Consider the following 17,942-nt stretch of genomic DNA (forward strand, 5'->3'; position numbering starts at 1 on the left):
CGCGGCTTCAGTCCGGCCACGCAGCACAGCGGCGCGGCGTTCAGCCGTCTTGACGACAGTGCCACCAGGGCAGCCGGCTTCACCCTGGTTGAAATGCTGGTCGCCCTGCTGGTGTTCGCCCTGTTGTCGGCGGTCGGGGTCTCGGTGATGGCGTATGCCGCCGACAACCAGGGCGTGGTGCAGGCGCGGATGGATCGGCTCGGCGAGTTCCAGCGCGCCCGCGCCCTGCTCAAGGCCGACCTCGCCCAGGCGGCCGTGCGCCGGGTGCGCGAACGCGACGGCACGCCCGCGCGCAACGCCTTCATCGGCAGCACCGCGGGCGAAGGCCGGGCGATGTCCGGCGCGGCGCCGCTGCTGGCGATGGTCCGTCGCGGCTGGACCAATCCCGACGCCGAACCGCGCGCATCGATGCAATACGTCGAATACCGGCTGGTCGACGGCCAGCTCGAACGCAGCGTCCGCACCGCGCTCGACGGTGCCGCGCCGGGCGTGCCGCAGGTGATGCTGGCAGGCATCGAGTCGGCGACGATCGGCTACCACTACCGCGGCCAATGGATCGACGGCTGGCCCGGCGGCGCAACGGCGATGCCCGATGCCGTGCGGCTGCAACTGCAACTGGAGGGACTGGGCCGGATCGAGCAACTGTTCCTGCTGCCGGGGGCCGGTTCGTGAAGCGCCAGTCGGGCGTCGCACTGCTGACCGTATTGCTGCTGGTCGCGGTGATGTCGGTGCTGGTGATGAGCGTGCTGGACGACATCCGCTTCGGCCTGCGCCGGGCGTCCAACGCGCAATCGATGGCGCAGGCACAGTGGTACGCACACGGCGCGGAAACGCTGGCGATGGCGCAGATCGACCGTCTGTCGACGCGTGACCCTGGCCGCACCACCCTGGTCGGTGACTGGAACGACCGGCCGTTCGTGTTCCCGGTCGAGCACGGCGCGATCAGCGCGCGGCTGTCCGACGCCACCACCTGCTTCAACCTCAACAGCGTGGTCGAGGGCGCGCCCGAGCTGTGGCAGCAACGCGAAGCGGGTAGCCGGCAATTCGGCGCGTTGCTGCGCGCGCTCGACGTCCCCGCGCATCAGGCTGACGCGCTGGTCGACGCGCTGGTCGACTGGATCGATTCCGACAGCGTGCCCGGTGCGCTCGGCGCCGAGGACGCGACCTACCTGTCGCGTACCCCGGCCCACCGCACCAGCGGCGCGCTGCTGGCCGAACCCAGCGAGCTGCGCGCGATCGCCGGCTTCGACGACGACATGTACACCCGACTGCGACCGCACGTGTGCGCGTTGCCAACCGACATGTTGTCGCCGATCAACCTCAACACCCTCGACGAAACCGACGCCGTGCTGCTGTCGATGCTGACCGACGGCGCGCTCAGTCCGGATGCGGCGCGCCGGCTGATCCGCGCGCGGCCACCCGTTGGCTGGCCGGACCTTGACGCCTTCTGGTCGCACCGGCTGCTGGACGGGATCGAACCGCTGACGTCGGCGCGGGATCAGGTCGCGCTGCGGACCCGGTTCTTCGCCCTGCAGTCGCAGATCGAGTACGCCGGCGCGCAGGTCGTGCCGAGCGCGTTGTTCGAACACGATGCCGGCCGCACCCGGCTGGTCGAGCGCCGTCTGGCGCCACTGGAATGACATGAAGAACCCGCGTGAGCCCATCGCGATGAACCCCACCACCCTCTTGCTGTTGCTCCCGGCAAGGCCCGCAGCCGCGGCCACCTGCCTTCAGGTCGATGGCGGCGGCCGCGTGCTCGCGCGGCGCACGGTCGACACTGATGCGCCCCTGACCACCACTGCGACCCAGTCCCCTGCCCGGCAGGTGCTGGCCGTGCCCGGCATCGAATGCCTGTCGACATGGTTGGAGCTGCCGGCGCGCAATCCGGTGCAGGCAGTGGCGGCGGCGCGGGTGCTGGTCGCGGAGCATGTCGCCGGCCCGGTCGACACCCTGCATCTCGCGATCGCGCCGGCCGCGGACGACGGCAGCCACCAGGTGGTCGCGGTCGAGTCGGCGACGATGCAGGTCTGGCTCGACCGTGCCGCGGCGCTCGGCATGACTCCCGACCTCGTGGTGCCGCTGCCGATGCTGTTGCCTTCGACCGAGGACGCGTCCGCGGGCGACGCCGGCGATGTCGTCATCGCCGACATGGACGGTCATTGGCTGGTCCGCGGCCAACGGCTGGCCTTCGCCGCCGAGCCTGCACTGGCCGACCAGGTCATCGGCGAACGGCCGCGCCGCGTCCTGACTGAAACGGAAGCCCAAGCCGCGTTCGCCGTCAATGCGCTGGTGCCGCCGATCGACCTGCTGCAATACGCCTTCGCCCGCAAGACCACCCGCCGCGAGGGTTGGCCGGCCTGGCGCCGCGCGGCAATCCTGGCCGCCGTAGTGGCAGTGTCACCCTTGGTGTTGCTGGCCGCGCAGGCGATCCGCCACGAGGTCGCCGCGCGCGACCTGCAAGCCCAGGCCAACACCCGAGCCCGCGAGGTGTTGCCCGCGCTGGGCAAGGACGCCGACCCGCTGCCGCCGGTGCGCGCACGGCTGGCCGAACTGCAGGCCGGCGACGGCTTTGCCCGCGCCGCCGCCGCGCTGCTGGCGGCGGTCGCGGCGACCGACGGCGCTGAACTCGATGCCCTCGCCTACGCCGACGGCGAACTGCAGGCCGCCCTCGTGCTACCCGCGCCGGCCGCACTGGAACGCATCCGCACCGCGCTGGCCGAGGCCGGGCTGGAGCTGGACGAGACCGGTCGCCGCGATGCCGGCGGCCGCAACCAGTACGCCATCACCGTGAGGCCATCGGTATGAGCACCTTCGACAAGCTCCGGCATGGGTGGCAATCGCGCGAACTCCGCGAGCAGCGGATGCTGGCGGTGATGTTCGTCGCGATCGCCGCGTTCGCGCTGTGGTTCGGCGTGGTCGCGCCGCTGCGGCACGTGCGCGATGCGGCGCGCGACCGCGTTGACCGCGCCACCGCCGACCTCCGCGAGGTCACGCGTGGGGTCACTGCGATCCGCACCCTGCAGGCCCAGCGGCCCGCCGCATCCGCGCCCGACGATTTTGCCAGCGCCATCCTCGACGCAGCCGCGGCCGCGCAGGTGCCGGTCAGCCGCCAGCGCATCGACGAGGCCGGCGTGCTCGAAGTGGGCATCGACGCAGTCGACGCACCGGCGCTGTTGGGCTGGCTCGACGGACTGGTCGAGCAGCACGGCATCGCGCCGATGGCCGTCGACATCGCCGAACGCAACGGTCGCCTGCAGGTGCAGGCCCGCTTCCGGTCGCCATCGCCATGAGCCGGCGGGCACTGGCGTTGTCGTTCCTGCTGGCCCTGGCGCTGATGCTGCTGGCGACGTTGCCGCTGCGCCTGGGTTTGGCGGCAGGCTCCGGCATCGACCCGGATGCGCTGGGCCTGTCGGCGGACGGCGCATCGGGCTCGATCTGGTCCGGCCGCCTGCGTTCGGTCGAATGGCGCGGGCAGACGCTGGGTGATGCCACGCTCGCGCTGGAGCCGCTGTCGCTCCTGCTGGGGGTGCAACGGCTCGAGCTGGCAACGTCCGACCTTTCCGTCGACCTGCTGCGTGGTCGCCGCATCGGCATCGACCACATCGACGGACCACTGCAGCTGGACATCGACCGGCCGCTACCGGGGCTGGTCGCGCGCCTTTCCTTCGAAAACGCCAGCCTGGTGTTCGCCGGCGGCCGATGCCAGAAGGCCGCCGGCGCGCTCAAGGCGGAACTGGTCGTTCCAGGCCTGGCCGAGCCGATCCGGTTGCAGGGACCCGTACGCTGCGATGGCGATGCCGGTTCGATCGCACTCGCCGCGATCCCGGCGCCCGATGCTCCCCGCGTCGAAGCCGTCCTCGACATCGAGAGCAACGGCCACTACCGGTTGCAGTCGCGCGTCCAGCCCGCTGGCGCACTCACCGGGCTCGCGTTGCAGGTCGCCGGATTCAGGGATACCCCGGCCGGGCTGGTCCGTACCGACAGCGGGCAATGGATGGATTGACCGCACGGCCGGCCTGCCACCGGGACCGACGCGAAGCTAAACGAAAATGCAATGAAAACGTCACGCAACTGCAGGAATGTCACATTTCTGCAACTTGTCGCGCCTACCCTGCGCGTACTTCCCCAGTCGTGACATCAAACCGCAATGAAACTTCAACAAAACCGCCTCACAACGCAGGTCCTTGCCGGCCTGTCACTTGCCGCGCTGGCGCCGCTGTCTTTTGCCGGCGTGCCGATCGACACCATCGGCGGCTCCGAGATCACGTTCGAAGGCCTGATCCAGGCCGACGGCAGCTGGTACGACAACGACCTGACCAACCTTGATGGCGATGCCGGCGACGGCAGCGACCACGATTACGAAATGCGCCGCGCCGAGCTGGTGCTAAAGGGCAAGGGCCCGGGCAACCTCGACTGGGTGGTCGGTTACGACGCCAAGGCCGACAAGTGGCTCGACGTCAACGTCGAATATGGCTTCGGCGATGGCCACATGCTGCAGGCCGGCCAGTTCAAGCAGCCCCACGGGCTGGAAGAGCTGTCGTCGACCAAGAACAACGACTTCATCTCCAAGGCGATGACGACCAACACCTTTGCGGTGTCGCGCCGGCTTGGCGTGGGTTATGGCTACAGCCAGGACGACTGGAGCATCACCGCCAGCAGCTTCGGCCGCGAGCTGACCAGCGGCGGCGCCCACGGCAGCGGCTACGGCCTGCGCGCCACCTTCGCGCCGATCAACCAGGACGGCAACATCCTCCACCTCGGCCTGTCGTACGTGGACCAGGACACCGACGCCGACACCCTGCGCCTGCGTACCCGTCCGCAGGCCGACCTGGCCGGCGTGCGGCTGGTCGACAGCGGCACACTCACCGATACCGACCGCCTTGCCACCACTGGCGTCGAGGCGTTCTGGGTGCGCGGCCCGCTCAAGCTGCAGGGCGAATACATGCAGGGCGAGGTCAGCCGCCACGACAACACCGACTACAGCACCAGCGGCGCCTACCTCAGCGCGCTCTACAACCTGACTGGCGAGAGCTGGAGCTACAAGGGCGGCACGCCCGGCACCGCCAAGCCGATCGACCCGGCCCGCGGCATGTGGCAGCTCGGCCTGCGCTACGACACCATCGACCTCGACGACGGCACGGTCGAAGGCGGGCAAATGGATGCGCTGACCGCCGGCGTCAACTGGTACTGGCGCAAGAACTTCAAGTTCGCCCTGAACTATGTGCAGGTCGACAGCGAGCGTCTTGGTGTCAGCGATGACCCGAATATCGTCGAGGCGCGCGCGCAGTTTTACTGGTAGCGCAGTAACAAAACCGCACGACTGTCATATGCGTGTAACAAAAATATCATTTCATAGACTCAACCCGCTGGCATCAAGCCGGCCTCTTCCGTTACGGAGTACCCCATGAACCCGACACCGGCCCGATTTGTTGTCCGCACCGCTGCCCTGTCCCTCGCCCTTGCGGTCGCTCTGAGCGCCTGCTCGGGCAACGATTCAGCTCCGACCACCGATACCGGCACCACCGCCGGCTCGACGGCCTCGGCAGACACCACCGACCGGGTTGCCGCGCAGATCACCGGCGCCGGTGCGACCTTCATCTTCCCGCTGATCTCCAAGTGGTCGGCCGACTACCACACCGCGACCGGCAACATGGTCAATTACCAGTCGATCGGCTCGGGCGGCGGCATCGCCCAGATCAAGGCCGGCACGGTGGACTTCGGCTCCTCCGATGCGCCGCTGGACAGCGCGGAGCTGGCCGAGGCCGGCCTTGGCCAGTTCCCTTCGGCCATCGGCGGCGTGGTACCGGTGGTCAACGTTGAAGGCATCGAGCCGGGCGAACTGCGCCTGACCGGTGCACTGCTGGCCGACATCTACCTGGGCAAGGTCAAGACCTGGAACGATGCCGCGATCGCTTCGCTCAATCCGGGCGTAGAACTGCCGGCGGCGAAGATCAACCTGGTCCAGCGCTCGGACGGCTCGGGCACCACGTTCAACTTCACCAACTATCTGACCAAGGTCAGCCCGGCATGGAAGGATGCGGTCGGCGAAGGCAAGTCGGTGCAGTGGCCCGATGGCGTCGGTGGCAAGGGCAACGAGGGCGTGGCGTCGTACGTGCAGCAGATCGATGGCTCCATCGGTTACGTCGAGCTCGCCTACGCGATCCAGAACCAGATGTCCCATACCTTGCTGCAAAACGCCGCGGGCAACTTCGTCGCCCCCCACGCCGAGTCGTTCCAGGCCGCCGCCGCAACCGCGGACTGGGCTGGCGCGAAAGACTTCAACCTGGTCATCACCAACGCCCCGGGCGCCGAGGCATGGCCGATCACCGCGACCAACTTCATCCTGATGTACAAACAGCCCAAGGATGCCAAGCGCAGCGCGGACGCGATGGCGTTCTTCAAGTGGGCGCTGGAGAACGGCCAACCGCAGGCATCGCAATTGCATTACGTGCCGTTGCCGCCGGAGCTGGTGGCGCAGGTCGAGGCGTATTGGGCGGCGGAGTTCAAGACCCCGTGATTGGTTGGGGTTCGGCGTATTACGGCTTCGCCTAATACGCCCTACGCACGACATCGGAACGTAGGGCGCATTAACAATGCGCCCTACGACCACTTGGAGTTTTCCTGGACTGATGAATACCGTTGCCTTGCCCACCAACACGCGTGATTTCAAGGATGCGCGCAACGATCGCTGGTTCCGCTACGCGCTGGTTGCGACCGTCGTGTTCGTGCTGCTGGCGCTGCTCGGCGCCGCTCTGTCGATGCTGTGGGGCGGCCGCCAGGCGTTGCAGGTCACAGGCCTGGACTTCTTCTTCTCGGCCGACTGGAACCCGGTGGAAAACCGCTACGGCGCGCTGGTACCGATCTACGGGACCATCGTCACTGCGGCGATCGCGATGCTGTTTGCGATACCGATCAGTTTCGGCATCGCGTTCTACCTGACCGAGGTCGCGCCGCGCTGGCTGCGCGGGCCGGTTGGAACCGCAATCGAGCTGCTGGCCGGCATCCCCTCGATCATCTACGGCATGTGGGGCCTGTTTGTGCTGGTGCCGGTGATGACGAAGTACGTCACGCCCTGGGCCAACGACCACCTCGGCACGCTGCCGGTCATCGGCCCACTGTTCCAGGGGCCACCGATCGGCATCGGCATGCTCACCGCCGGCATCGTGCTGGCGATCATGGTGGTGCCGTTCATCTGCTCGGTGATGCGTGAGGTGTTCCTGACGGTCCCGACGCGCTTGAAAGAATCCGCCTACGCGCTGGGCTCGACCAAGTGGGAGGTCAGCTGGGACATCGTGTTGCCGTACACCCGTTCGGCGGTGATCGGCGGCATCTTCCTCGGCCTGGGCCGGGCGCTTGGCGAGACCATGGCGGTCGCGTTCGTGATCGGCAATTCCACCCGCTTCACCGCCTCGTTGCTGGAGCCGGGCACTACCATCGCCGCGCTGATCGCCAATGATTTCGGCGAGGCCACCGAGACCTACCGCTCCGCCCTGCTGCTGCTGGGCTTCGTGCTGTTCATCGTTACCTTCATCGTGCTCGCGATCGCGCGCCTGATGCTGGCCCAACTGTCGCGCAAGGAGGGCAACTGATGGCCGCCTCCACCGCCGCCACGCCCGCATCGGCACGCGTCGCCGACTCGCTGTACCGGCGCCGGCGGATCGGCAATGTGGTCGCACTGGGATTGTCCTGCGTTGCCACCGCGATCGGCCTGCTGTTCCTGGGCTGGATCCTGTGGACACTGGTCGCCAAGGGCATCGGCGCCATCGAGTGGTCGTTGTTCAGCCAGGACACCCCGCCGCCCATGGCCGATGGTGGTTTGCGCAATGCGTTCTTCGGCAGCGCGGTGATGTGCCTGATGGCGATCGGGATCGGCACCCCGCTCGGCATCGCCGCGGGCACCTGGCTGGCGGAGTATGGCCGCAGCACCCGGATCGGCACCGTGGTCCGCTTCGTCAACGACATCCTGTTGTCGGCGCCGTCGATCGTGCTGGGCCTGTTCGTCTACACCCTGATCGTGATGCAGGCCGGCGGCAATTTCTCGGCCATCGCCGGCGCGATCTCGCTGGCCTTCATCGTGCTGCCGGTGGTATTGCGCACCACCGACGAGATGCTGCGGCTGGTGCCCGGTCAGATGCGCGAAGCCGCGCTGTCGCTGGGCGTGCCACAGTGGAAGGTGATCGTGCAGGTGATGTACCGCTCGGCGATGCCCGGCATCGTCACCGGCATCCTGCTCGCTCTTGCCAGGATCAGCGGTGAGACCGCACCGCTGCTGTTCACCGCCTTCGGCAACCAGTACTGGAGCAGCGACATCACCGGACCGATCGCCAGCGTGCCGGTGGTGATGTATCAGTACGCCGGCAGTCCGTACGAGAGCTGGCAGGACCTGGCCTGGGGCGGGGCACTGGTGCTGACCGCGTTCGTGCTGTTGATCAGCCTCGTCGCCCGCGCCATCATTTCCCGCCACCGGGTGTCCAATGATTGAGCTCCTGCAACGCCCTGCCCCTTCGCGTACCCACAAGGCCCCGGTCATGATGAATGCAATCTCCCCCGCGGTCGCTGCCGATGCGCCGACCAAGCTCGCTGCGCGCGGGTTGGACTTCCACTACGACAAGTTCCATGCGCTCAAGGGGATCAATCTGTCGATTCCGGAGAAGCAGGTCACCGCGCTTATCGGCCCGTCGGGCTGCGGCAAGTCCACCCTGCTGCGGGTGTTCAACCGCATCTATGCGCTGTATCCCAAGCAGGACGCCAGCGGCGAGGTGCTGCTGGACGGGGAGAACATCCTCGATCCGAAGTATCCGATGAACCGGCTGCGCAGCAAGGTCGGGATGGTGTTCCAGAAACCGGTGCCATTCCCGATGACGATCTTCGAGAACGTCGCCTACGCGATCCGCCACCACGAGAAGTTGTCGAAGGCGGAGATGGCCGTGCGCGTCGAACACGCACTGCACCAGGCCGCGCTGTGGGACGAGGTCAAGGACAAGCTCGGGGCCAGTGCGCTGGGTCTGTCGGGTGGCCAGCAACAGCGTCTGTGCATCGCCCGCGCCATCGCTCTGCGCCCGGATGTCCTGCTGCTGGACGAGCCGACCTCGGCGCTGGACCCGATCTCGACCAGCCGTATCGAGCAACTGGTGGCCGAACTCAAGACCGACTTCACCATCGTCATGGTCACCCACAACATGCAGCAGGCCGCGCGCGTGTCCGATTACACCGCCTTCATGTACCTGGGCGACCTGATCGAGCACGACGTGACCAGCACCATCTTCTCCAACCCGTCCAAGCGCCAGACCGAGGACTACATCACCGGCCGTTTCGGCTGAGGACATTGACATGACACCGACTCCCAGCGACCACATCGTCAAGAGCTACGACGAAGAACAGCACCGCCTGCTCGACGAGACCCTGCGCATGGGTGAGATGGCCGCCGCCCAACTGGAGGCCGCGCTGGACGTGGTATCCCGCCGCGACGACGCGGCCGCCACCCGGATCATCGACAACGACGAGGCGATCGACCAGCTCGAGCAGGAAATCAGCCAGGACGTCATGAAACTTGCCCTGCGCGGGCCCATGGCGCGCGACCTGCGCGAGATCCTGGCCGCGATCCGCATCACCTCCGATATCGAGCGCATCGGCGACTACGCGGCCAACGTCGCCAAACGTTCCACCGCGCTCAACCTGGCACCACCGCTGCCGCATATCAGCGGGTTGCAGGTCATCGGACGGCTGGCGGTGACCCAACTGCGCGACGTGATGGTGGCCTATCGCGACAGCGACGTTGCAGTCGCCAAGCGCGTACGCGAAAGCGATGTCGCGATCGACACCGCCTACACCGCACTGTTCCGCGAACTGCTGACCCACATGATGGAAGACGCGCGCGTGATCACCCCGTGCACCCACCTGCTGTTCATGGCCAAGAACATCGAGCGCATCGGCGACCACGCCACCAACATCGCCGAGAACGTCTGGTTCCTGGTCCATGGCGAGGACGACCTGCCCCCGCGCCCGAAGGCGGACGACAGCAACACGTTGGCACCCCGACCGGAGGGCCCTGGCACGCGTTAATGCCATCGACGTTGCAACCGCGCTAGCATTGCCTCCACCGCGGCACGGCCGCCAATGATGGGACAACACCATGTCGAACCAGTCGAACAAGCCTGTTTTCGCCGCCAGTGCCGCCCTCGCCGGCAGCCTGGTCCTCACTGGCGCCGTTCTTGCCGGCTCCGCATTTGCCGCCACCCCGCTGGCGCAGGGCTACATGCTCGGCGCGCAGGACGCGGCGAGCACCGAGAAGACCGCCGAAGCCGCGTGTGGCGCCAATAAAAACGCCGAAGAAGGCAAGTGTGGCAGCAGCAACGCCGGCGGCGACACCGACAAAACCGCCCACGAAGGCAAGTGCGGTGAAGGCATGTGCGGCATGGACAAGATGGATACCGACAAGGACGGCCAGCTGTCCCCTGCCGAATTCGCCGCCGCACATGATGGCGACAGCAGCAAGTTCGCCGCGCACGACAGCAATGGTGACGGCTTCATCGACGCCGATGAAATGAAGGCCCACCACGCGGCAAAGAAGGCTGAAATGCCCGCCAAGGCCGACACGGAAGGCAAGTGCGGCGAGGGCAAGTGCGGCTCGATGTAACACCCGCCTTGACCGCCTCATCGCAATGACCTCCACCGCCACGCTCGCACCCCACGCCGTCGGCCTGGGGCTGCGGCGCGGCTTGCTGCCCGAGTTGCGGGTGGCGCCGGCAGGGAGTTTCGACTTCCTCGAAGCCGCGCCGGAAAACTGGATCGGCGTCGGCGGTGCGCTGGGCGAGGCCTTCCGCGAACTCGTCTCGCGCCATCCCCTCGTGTGCCATGGGCTATCGCTTTCGCTCGGCGGGCCCGGCCCGCTGGACGACACCTTCCTAGGCAAGTTGCGCCGGTTTCTGGAGGCGCACCAATGCCCGATCTACAGCGAGCACCTCAGCGCCTGCAGCGACGATCAGGGCCAGCTCTATGACCTGATGCCGTTGCCATTCACCGATGCCGCCGTCGACCACGTCGCGGCGCGTATCCGCCGCGTCCAGGACGCACTGGGCCGGCGCATCGCGGTGGAGAACATCTCCTACTACGCCACCCTGCCCGCGCCCGATGCCATGCGCGAGATCGACTTCATCCGCGCCGTGCTCGACCGCGCCGATTGCGACCTGCTACTGGACGTCAACAACCTCGTGGTCAACGCGACCAACCACGGCTACGACGCCCTCGACTTCCTGCACGCGCTGCCCGGCGAACGCATCGCCTACCTCCACGTCGCCGGCCACTTTGACGAAGCCGCGGATCTCAAGATCGACACCCACGGTGCGGCCGTCAGCGACCCGGTATGGGCGTTGCTGGCGCAGACCTACCGCGCATTCGGCCCACGCCCGACGCTGCTGGAGCGCGACTTCAACCTGCCGCCGCTGGATGAGTTGCTGGGCGAGCTGGATATCGTGCGTCGGCATCTCGATCCGCACCGCGCAGAGCAGCGCGAACTACCGCATGGCCAGGCCTCCCGTGTCGCCTGAGGACTCCATTGCCAACGGTAAAGGCAACCGCGCCAACATCGAGGCGGCGACCGGCAGCAACGCCCAGCGCGCACTCAGCGACTACATCCGCGATCCCGACAACGCGCCGCCGCCCACCGGTATCGAAGCACGTCGACTGAAGGTCTATCGCGAGCTGTTCTTCAACAATCTGCAATCGATGCTGGCCGGCAACTTCCCGGTGATCCACCGCATCCTCTCGGCGTCATCCGACGGTGACGGCTGGACGCCCCTGGTCCGCGACTTCTACCGTGATCACCCCTCGCGCACGCCGCTGTTCACCGAACTGGCGCGCGAGTTCCTGCGCTACCTCCAGCACCGCGCGGACAGCGCCCGCGGGGACCCGCCCTGGCTGCCGGAACTGGCCCATTACGAGTGGGTGGAACTGGCGCTGCAGATCAGCGAGAACGTCGCCGACAGCCCGCCGAATGTCCTGCCGAACCAACCTGCATCCACGCCTGCCGGCATCGCCGCAGGTGAACACCGGCACGGGAGCACGCTGAGCCTGTCCCCGCTGGCATGGCCGTTTGCCTATCACTGGCCGGTGCACCGTCTGGCTCCCAACTACCTGCCCGCATCGCCGCCTGCGGAACCCACGTTCCTGCTGTTGCAGCGCGATGCCGCCGGGGAAGTGCATTTCCAGCAACTCAGCGCACTCACCTTCCGGCTGCTGGACCGCATCGAACGGACCCCCGGCCTGCATGCCCGGACCTTGTTGCATGAGTTGGCCGAAGAAGCCGCCGCCCCGTCGATCGCCGCCTTCATTGAACAGGGCAGCACCATGCTGCAACAGCTGTGCGATACGGGAATCCTCATCGAGGACTTCCATCGGCGGTAGTAGCGGCTTCCACTGCAAGCTGTGCAGGCCTTTCAGGCTTGCGACGGTCCCCACCGCAACGGACGCGTCGCCGTCCTCTGCTACGCTTCCCGCCATGACCAACGCCGTACCTACTGCGTCCACTCCGGACTCCCCTTCCGTGCCCGCGATCTCGCCAATGGCTACCCGCTTCCGCGGCTTCCTGCCGGTCGTAGTCGACGTGGAAACCGGCGGCTTCGACTGGAACCGCCATGCCCTGCTCGAAATCGCGGTATTGCCGCTGGATATCGATGAAAACGGGCTGTTGATCCTCGGCGAGACCACCAACGCCCACGTGACGCCCGCGCCCGGCCTGGACATCGACCCCAAATCGCTGGAGATCACCGGCATCGTGCTGGACCACCCGTTCCGGCTCGCCAAGGAAGAACGCGCGGCGCTGGACCACGTGTTCGCCCCGGTGCGCGCGGCGTGCAAGAAGCACGGGTGCCAACGCGCGATCCTGGTCGGCCACAACGCCCACTTCGACCTCAACTTCCTCAACGCCGCGGTCACCCGGGTCGGTCACAAGCGCAACCCGTTCCACCCCTTCAGCGTATTCGACACCGTGACGCTTGCCGGAGTGGCGTACGGCCAGACCGTGCTCGCCCGCGCGGTGCAGGCAGCCGGCTTCGAGTGGGACGCCAACGAAGCACATTCCGCCGTCTACGACACCGAGCGCACCGCCGAGCTGTTCTGCAATATCGTTAACGCGTGGCCGGGACCGATGGCCGGCGTTGCGCCACTGGCCCGGCTGCCGTCTTAGTCGTAAATGACGGCGGTCATGGCTACGGCGTGGCCAGCTTCAGGCCGATCAGCCCCGCGATGATCAGCAGGATGCTGCCGACCCGGAGCGCATTCACCGGTTCGTCGAACAGCACTACGCCGAGAATGACGGTGCCCACTGCGCCCACGCCCACCCAGATCGCGTAAGCGGTCCCAACCGGCAGCGACTTCATCGCGATGCCGAGCATGCCGACGCTGATCGCCATGGCGGTCAGCGTCCCTACCGTCGGCCACAGGCGGGTGAATCCTTCGGTGTATTTCAGCCCGATCGCCCAGACGATTTCAAACAGGCCGGCGAGTAGCAGGATGATCCAGGCCATGACGTTCTCCGTATCGATGGGGCCGTCCCCGGATGAACTGGAGCGGCGGGGTCGTCCCCGCGCCCTGCAAACTCAAAGCCGCTGGCGCACCGCTTCGAACAAGGTTACGCCGGTGGCGACCGAGACGTTGAGGCTCTCGACACCGCCGCCGTCGCCGCCGGGCATCGGGATGTTCACCAACTGGTCGCAATTCTCGCGCGTCAGCCGGCGCAGGCCATCGCCCTCGCCGCCCAGCACCAACCCGACGTTTCCACGCAGATCGATCGAGTACAGCGACGCCTGCGCATCGCCGGCCAGGCCGTACAGCCAGACTCCGAGCTTCTGCAGGTCCCGCATGGTCCGGGCCAGATTGGTTACCGGCACCACCGGCACGCTGTCGGCGGCACCCGCGGAGGTCTTGCGCACGGTGGCGTTGACCTGGACCGACTTGTCCTTGGGGATGATCACCGCGGTCGCACCCGCCGCCGCCGCGCTGCGCAGGCAGGCGCCCAGGTTGTGCGGGTCCTGCACGCCATCCAGCAGCAGGATCAGCGCGCGCCCTTCGGCAGCGGCGACGAGATCTTCCAGCTCGTCCTCGCCCCAGGTCTTCGCCGCCGCATAACGTGCCACCACGCCCTGGTGACGCAGGTTGCCGACCACGCCGGCCAGTGCCTGCTGGTTGACCCGGCGCACATCGATCCCGAACCGGCGCGCAGACGTCTCAATCTCGGTCAGGCGCGGATTCTTCGCCCCCGCCTCGATCAGCACCTCGCGCACATTGTCGGCGTCGTGCTCGATCGCGGCGGTAACGGCATTGATGCCGGCAATCCATTGTTTCTGGCTCATGCGGGTCGGGAATTGGAGTCTGGGGGCGGCCATTGTACGGCTCGGCGGAGCAGACGGCCGACTAGCGGCTCCCGGCACCGTTGATGACGCCAAGCAGCTTTTCAAGCGTGTCAGACGTGTAACGCACTTCGCTCGGGGTATCTGGCAACGGCGGCCGATCGTCTGCTTGCCTTAGCGCTTCCGTGAGGCCGCTTGTAGTTCCATAAATGGGAGCCACAACTGTGAGCGGGTTTGGTCTAGGGGCGGTGCCGTGGAGCGCCTGATGAACAAGCATGGCGTTCAGCAGCGCCAGGTCTTTCCCCGGGTGCATGCCGTCAGCGGCGAACCACGTCAGCTCAGGCGCCACGCTACGCAACTGTTGTAGCTTCTCGGAAACCTCGACGTACCTGATCCCCGCCTCCTCAGCCGCCGCGGCCTCCTTCTCCACCAAGTTCAGGGACACGACCGCATTGGACTGGTAAGTGCCCAGGAGAACAACGGTCACGCCTTGTTCCCTGGCGAGATCTGCGAGGGCTTTGATTGCTGCCCGCGACTCGATGCAGGACTCAGGCCCGAATGAGCAGATCAGGTCGCCGCCGCGCTCTTGAAGAACAAGGGCTGTGTATTTTCCCGCTGCGAGCGCACGCGCCGCTGAACCATCAGCGACGCGCTGGGAAAGCGTTGCTCCGCCTCGCACGATCATGTCGCTGGTGGCGGGGTGCCCATTTGCCACCGCAAGCGCCGAGTAGATCGCAGGAACGTTCCCTACATACGTGAGGCTGTTGCCAACGAAAAGAACTCGTTCTGGCTGTTCGTGTGGGCCCATCGCGCGACACGATGTGCAGACAACGAGGAACAGAATAGCTAGAGCAAGGATGCGCATATTGTTTGCTCAGCTAACGCCAGAACCAAGCCGTCGTATACAGGTACCGCCATCTCTATCCCCATGCAGATTCGATCATTATCCGGAGCCATGGCGTCCTTCCTGCATCATGGCTTTGACGGTGTCATCGCGAACGTCCATGGATCCCCGCCTGCGCGGGGATGACGGCGGGAGGCGGGGATGACGGCGGGGCCGCTCAGCGCTTCTGCTTCTTGCGTTTGGCCGGCTCGGCGCGGGGCGGCTCGGGTTTGGTACTGCCCGTTTCCTCTGCCAAGCGGAAGTCGATCTTGCGCTCCTCCAGGCTGGCCTTCATCACGATGATGCTGGCGCGGTCGCCGAGGCGGAATTCGCGGCCGTTGCGCTCACCGGTGAGGGTCTTGCGGATGGGATCGAAGCGGTAGTAGTCGTTCGGCAATTGGGTGACGTGGACCAGGCCGTTGACCTTGGAATCGTCCAGCTCCACGAACAAGCCGAAGCTGGTCACGCCGCTGATCACGCCGTCGAACCGGCTGCCCACGTGCTGCTCCATCCACGCGGCGCGATAACGGTCATCGACCTCGCGCGATGCCTCGTCGGCACGGCGGCCACGCTCGGAACTCTGCAGCGACAACTGCGCCATGTCGCTGGGCGAGTAGCGGAAATGCTCCGCCTTGGCGCCGGTGAGTGCGTGTTTGATCGCGCGGTGCACCAGCAGGTCGGGATAGCGCCGGATCGGCGAGGTGAAGTGGGCGTAGGCCTCCAGCGCGAGACCGAAGTGGCCGATGTTCTCGGGCTGGTACACGGCCAGGCTCTGGCTGCGCAGCAGGACCGACTCGATCAACGGCCCATCGGCGCGTTCACGGGTGTTGCGCAGCAGCTGGGTGTAATCGCGCGGCTGCACCTTGGACCACGGCGGCATCCGCAGCTGGAACTCCTTGAGGAACTCCAGCAGGTCTTCGTACTTCTGCTCCGGCGGCCGGTCGTGGGTGCGGTACGGCGCGACCACCTCGGCGCCGATCAGGAACTTCGCCGCCTCCACGTTGGCCGCGATCATGCATTCCTCGATCAGCTTGTGCGCGTCATTGCGCACCAGCATGCCGGCCTGCACCACTTCGCCACGCTCGCCCAGCACGAAGCGCACTTCGCTGGACTCGAACTCGATCGCGCCGCGCTTCGCCCGCGCCTTGGCCAGCACCTGATACAGCTGGTGCAGTCGCTGCAGATTGGGCAGCAGCGACCCAACCTGCTCCAGCGCCTCGTTCCGGGCGTCGTCCTCGATGCCGTCGCCAATCGCGTTCCAGACCTGGTTGTAGGTCAATCGCGCGTGCGAGTTCATCACCGCTTCGTAGAATTTCGCCTCGGTCACCTGGCCATTGCGATCGACCTGCATGTCGCAGACAAAGCACAGCCGGTCGACCTTGGGCTTCAGCGAGCAGATGCCGTTGGACAGCACCTCGGGCAGCATCGGCACCACGAAGCCGGGGAAATACACCGACGTAGCGCGATTCTGCGCCTCCTCGTCCAGCGACTGGCCCGGACGCACGTAATGGGACACGTCGGCGATCGCGACCACCACGCGGAAGCCGTCGCGGTTGGGCTCGCACCACACCGCATCATCGAAGTCCTTGGCATCCTCGCCATCGATGGTGACCAACGGCAGCTCGCGCAGGTCGACGCGCTTGGCGGTCTCGGCCGGCAATACATCCACGGGGATCGCGGCCGCCTGGTCGAGCACTTCGGGCGGGAATTCATACGGGATGTCGTGGCCGTGGATCGCCGCCTGCACCGCCAGCGACGCGGTCAGGCGGTCGCCCAGGACGGTCAGGATCCGCCCCAGTGGCGGCCGGCGCGCGTCCGGGGAGCGGGTCAATTCGCAGACCACCAGGTTCCCGGGCTGGGCGTCGCCGCGCGCCTCGGGCGGGATCAGGATGTTGCGCTGGACCCGGCGGTCATCGGGTTCGACATAACAGACACCGTCTTCCAGGGTGAAACGCCCGATCAACCGGTTGAGCCGACGCTCCAGCACCTCCACGATCGCGCCTTCCTGGCGGCCGCGGCGGTCGACACCGGTCACGCTGGCCAGCACGCGGTCGCCGTGCATCACCTTGCGCATCTCGTAGGGCGGCAGGAACAGGTCGTCGCCACCGGCCTCCGGGCGCAGGAAGCCGAAACCATCCGGGTTGGCGATCACGCTGCCGGCCACCAGGTCGACTTGCTCGGCCGGCACGTAACCGTCGCGGCGGTTCTGCAGCAATTGGCCGTCGCGAACCATCGCGCGCAACCGCGCGGTCATCGCCTCGAAACGTTCCGGCTCGTCCAGGCCCAACCGGGCCGCCAGCGCCTCGGCGTTCATCGGCCCGTCTGAGTCAACCAACACCTGCAGGATCATCTCGCGGCTGGCGATGGGCTGCTCGTAACGGGCAGCCTCGCGGGCGGCGTGGGGATCATGCAGCCTGCCATCGCTTGACACGGCACTACCGTGCAGCGGCGCCAGCGGCGGCTTGCGGGTACCGCTCGGTGGCGGCTCGGGCAGCCAACCAGGCTTCTTGCCGCCAGCCTTGGCCGGCCCTCGACCACCTTTCCCGGGCTTGGCGCTACCGGCAGATTGCGAGGTTCCGGCCTTGCCGGTCGATTTTTTGGCGCCACGGCGCTTGCTGGGAGGCTTGTTCATCGCCGAGATGTTACAGGTGCCGCGTCAACAGGCTGTAGGCAAATCGCCGCCGCGCAGTGAGCAAGCGGACTTGACAGGCAAG

The 17,942-nt window shown here is 66.8% G+C and carries 19 protein-coding genes; 15 read left to right on the plus strand and 4 right to left on the minus strand.

The window, feature by feature from the left end:
• The first annotated feature begins 93 nt into the window (after nt 1-93).
• From gspJ to rnt, 15 genes are all read left to right on the plus strand, one after another.
• Nucleotides 94-672 carry a type II secretion system minor pseudopilin GspJ gene (gene gspJ / locus ACW7G6_RS05080; protein ID WP_456979907.1) on the plus strand — a complete coding sequence of 193 codons (579 nt, stop codon included), beginning with the start codon at nt 94-96 and terminating at the stop codon, nt 670-672.
• The gene (gene gspK, locus ACW7G6_RS05085) at nt 669-1,640 is read left to right on the plus strand and encodes a type II secretion system minor pseudopilin GspK (RefSeq protein WP_456979760.1); all 972 of its coding nucleotides are present in this window, start codon (nt 669-671) and stop codon (nt 1,638-1,640) included. Before gspJ ends, gspK begins: the two co-directional genes overlap by 4 nt.
• 1 nt (nt 1,641) lies before the next feature.
• Nucleotides 1,642-2,805: a type II secretion system protein GspL gene (gspL, locus tag ACW7G6_RS05090; RefSeq protein WP_456979761.1), complete on the plus strand. Its 1,164-nt coding sequence runs from the start codon at nt 1,642-1,644 to the stop codon at nt 2,803-2,805.
• Complete coding sequence (gene gspM / locus ACW7G6_RS05095) at nt 2,802-3,290, plus strand: type II secretion system protein GspM (protein WP_456979762.1); 489 nt, start codon at nt 2,802-2,804, stop codon at nt 3,288-3,290. Before gspL ends, gspM begins: the two co-directional genes overlap by 4 nt.
• Nucleotides 3,287-4,003, plus strand: a complete 717-nt coding sequence (gene gspN, locus ACW7G6_RS05100) for a type II secretion system protein N (protein ID WP_456979763.1) — start codon at nt 3,287-3,289, stop codon at nt 4,001-4,003. Before gspM ends, gspN begins: the two co-directional genes overlap by 4 nt.
• A 144-nt stretch (nt 4,004-4,147) precedes the next feature.
• The gene (locus ACW7G6_RS05105) at nt 4,148-5,299 is read left to right on the plus strand and encodes an OprO/OprP family phosphate-selective porin (RefSeq protein ID WP_456979764.1); all 1,152 of its coding nucleotides are present in this window, start codon (nt 4,148-4,150) and stop codon (nt 5,297-5,299) included.
• 105 nt (nt 5,300-5,404) lie between these two features.
• Nucleotides 5,405-6,517, plus strand: a complete 1,113-nt coding sequence (gene pstS / locus ACW7G6_RS05110; RefSeq protein WP_456979765.1) for a phosphate ABC transporter substrate-binding protein PstS — start codon at nt 5,405-5,407, stop codon at nt 6,515-6,517.
• Between the two features lie 112 nt (nt 6,518-6,629).
• Complete coding sequence (gene pstC, locus ACW7G6_RS05115; protein WP_456997671.1) at nt 6,630-7,589, plus strand: phosphate ABC transporter permease subunit PstC; 960 nt, start codon at nt 6,630-6,632, stop codon at nt 7,587-7,589.
• Nucleotides 7,589-8,482 carry a phosphate ABC transporter permease PstA gene (gene pstA, locus ACW7G6_RS05120; protein ID WP_456997672.1) on the plus strand — a complete coding sequence of 298 codons (894 nt, stop codon included), beginning with the start codon at nt 7,589-7,591 and terminating at the stop codon, nt 8,480-8,482. Before pstC ends, pstA begins: the two co-directional genes overlap by 1 nt.
• A gap of 46 nt (nt 8,483-8,528) precedes the next feature.
• Nucleotides 8,529-9,320, plus strand: a complete 792-nt coding sequence (gene pstB / locus ACW7G6_RS05125; RefSeq protein WP_456979768.1) for a phosphate ABC transporter ATP-binding protein PstB — start codon at nt 8,529-8,531, stop codon at nt 9,318-9,320.
• 10 nt (nt 9,321-9,330) lie between these two features.
• The gene (gene phoU, locus ACW7G6_RS05130; RefSeq protein WP_456979769.1) at nt 9,331-10,062 is read left to right on the plus strand and encodes a phosphate signaling complex protein PhoU; all 732 of its coding nucleotides are present in this window, start codon (nt 9,331-9,333) and stop codon (nt 10,060-10,062) included.
• A gap of 70 nt (nt 10,063-10,132) precedes the next feature.
• Nucleotides 10,133-10,636 carry an HvfA family oxazolone/thioamide-modified RiPP metallophore gene (locus ACW7G6_RS05135; protein WP_456979770.1) on the plus strand — a complete coding sequence of 168 codons (504 nt, stop codon included), beginning with the start codon at nt 10,133-10,135 and terminating at the stop codon, nt 10,634-10,636.
• Between the two features lie 25 nt (nt 10,637-10,661).
• The gene (locus tag ACW7G6_RS05140; protein WP_456997673.1) at nt 10,662-11,546 is read left to right on the plus strand and encodes an HvfB family MNIO-type RiPP peptide maturase; all 885 of its coding nucleotides are present in this window, start codon (nt 10,662-10,664) and stop codon (nt 11,544-11,546) included.
• On the plus strand, nt 11,521-12,402 hold the full coding sequence (locus ACW7G6_RS05145) for an HvfC family RiPP maturation protein (RefSeq protein ID WP_456979772.1): 882 nt from the start codon (nt 11,521-11,523) through the stop codon (nt 12,400-12,402). Before ACW7G6_RS05140 ends, ACW7G6_RS05145 begins: the two co-directional genes overlap by 26 nt.
• 94 nt (nt 12,403-12,496) lie before the next feature.
• The gene (rnt, locus tag ACW7G6_RS05150) at nt 12,497-13,183 is read left to right on the plus strand and encodes a ribonuclease T (RefSeq protein WP_456979773.1); all 687 of its coding nucleotides are present in this window, start codon (nt 12,497-12,499) and stop codon (nt 13,181-13,183) included.
• A gap of 22 nt (nt 13,184-13,205) precedes the next feature.
• On the opposite strand, the gene sugE is transcribed toward rnt, so the two are convergent.
• From sugE to rnr, 4 genes are all read right to left on the minus strand, one after another.
• Entirely contained in the window at nt 13,206-13,523 is a 318-nt protein-coding gene (gene sugE, locus ACW7G6_RS05155; RefSeq protein ID WP_456979774.1) for a quaternary ammonium compound efflux SMR transporter SugE, read from the minus strand.
• A gap of 72 nt (nt 13,524-13,595) precedes the next feature.
• Nucleotides 13,596-14,348: a 23S rRNA (guanosine(2251)-2'-O)-methyltransferase RlmB gene (rlmB, locus tag ACW7G6_RS05160; protein WP_456979775.1), complete on the minus strand. Its 753-nt coding sequence runs from the start codon at nt 14,346-14,348 to the stop codon at nt 13,596-13,598.
• 61 nt (nt 14,349-14,409) lie between these two features.
• On the minus strand, nt 14,410-15,210 hold the full coding sequence (locus ACW7G6_RS05165) for a hypothetical protein (protein ID WP_456979776.1): 801 nt from the start codon (nt 15,208-15,210) through the stop codon (nt 14,410-14,412).
• Between the two features lie 196 nt (nt 15,211-15,406).
• Nucleotides 15,407-17,860: a ribonuclease R gene (rnr, locus tag ACW7G6_RS05170; protein WP_456979777.1), complete on the minus strand. Its 2,454-nt coding sequence runs from the start codon at nt 17,858-17,860 to the stop codon at nt 15,407-15,409.
• Nucleotides 17,861-17,942 lie beyond the last annotated feature (82 nt).

Source organism: Lysobacter sp. A421 (assembly GCF_054052145.1).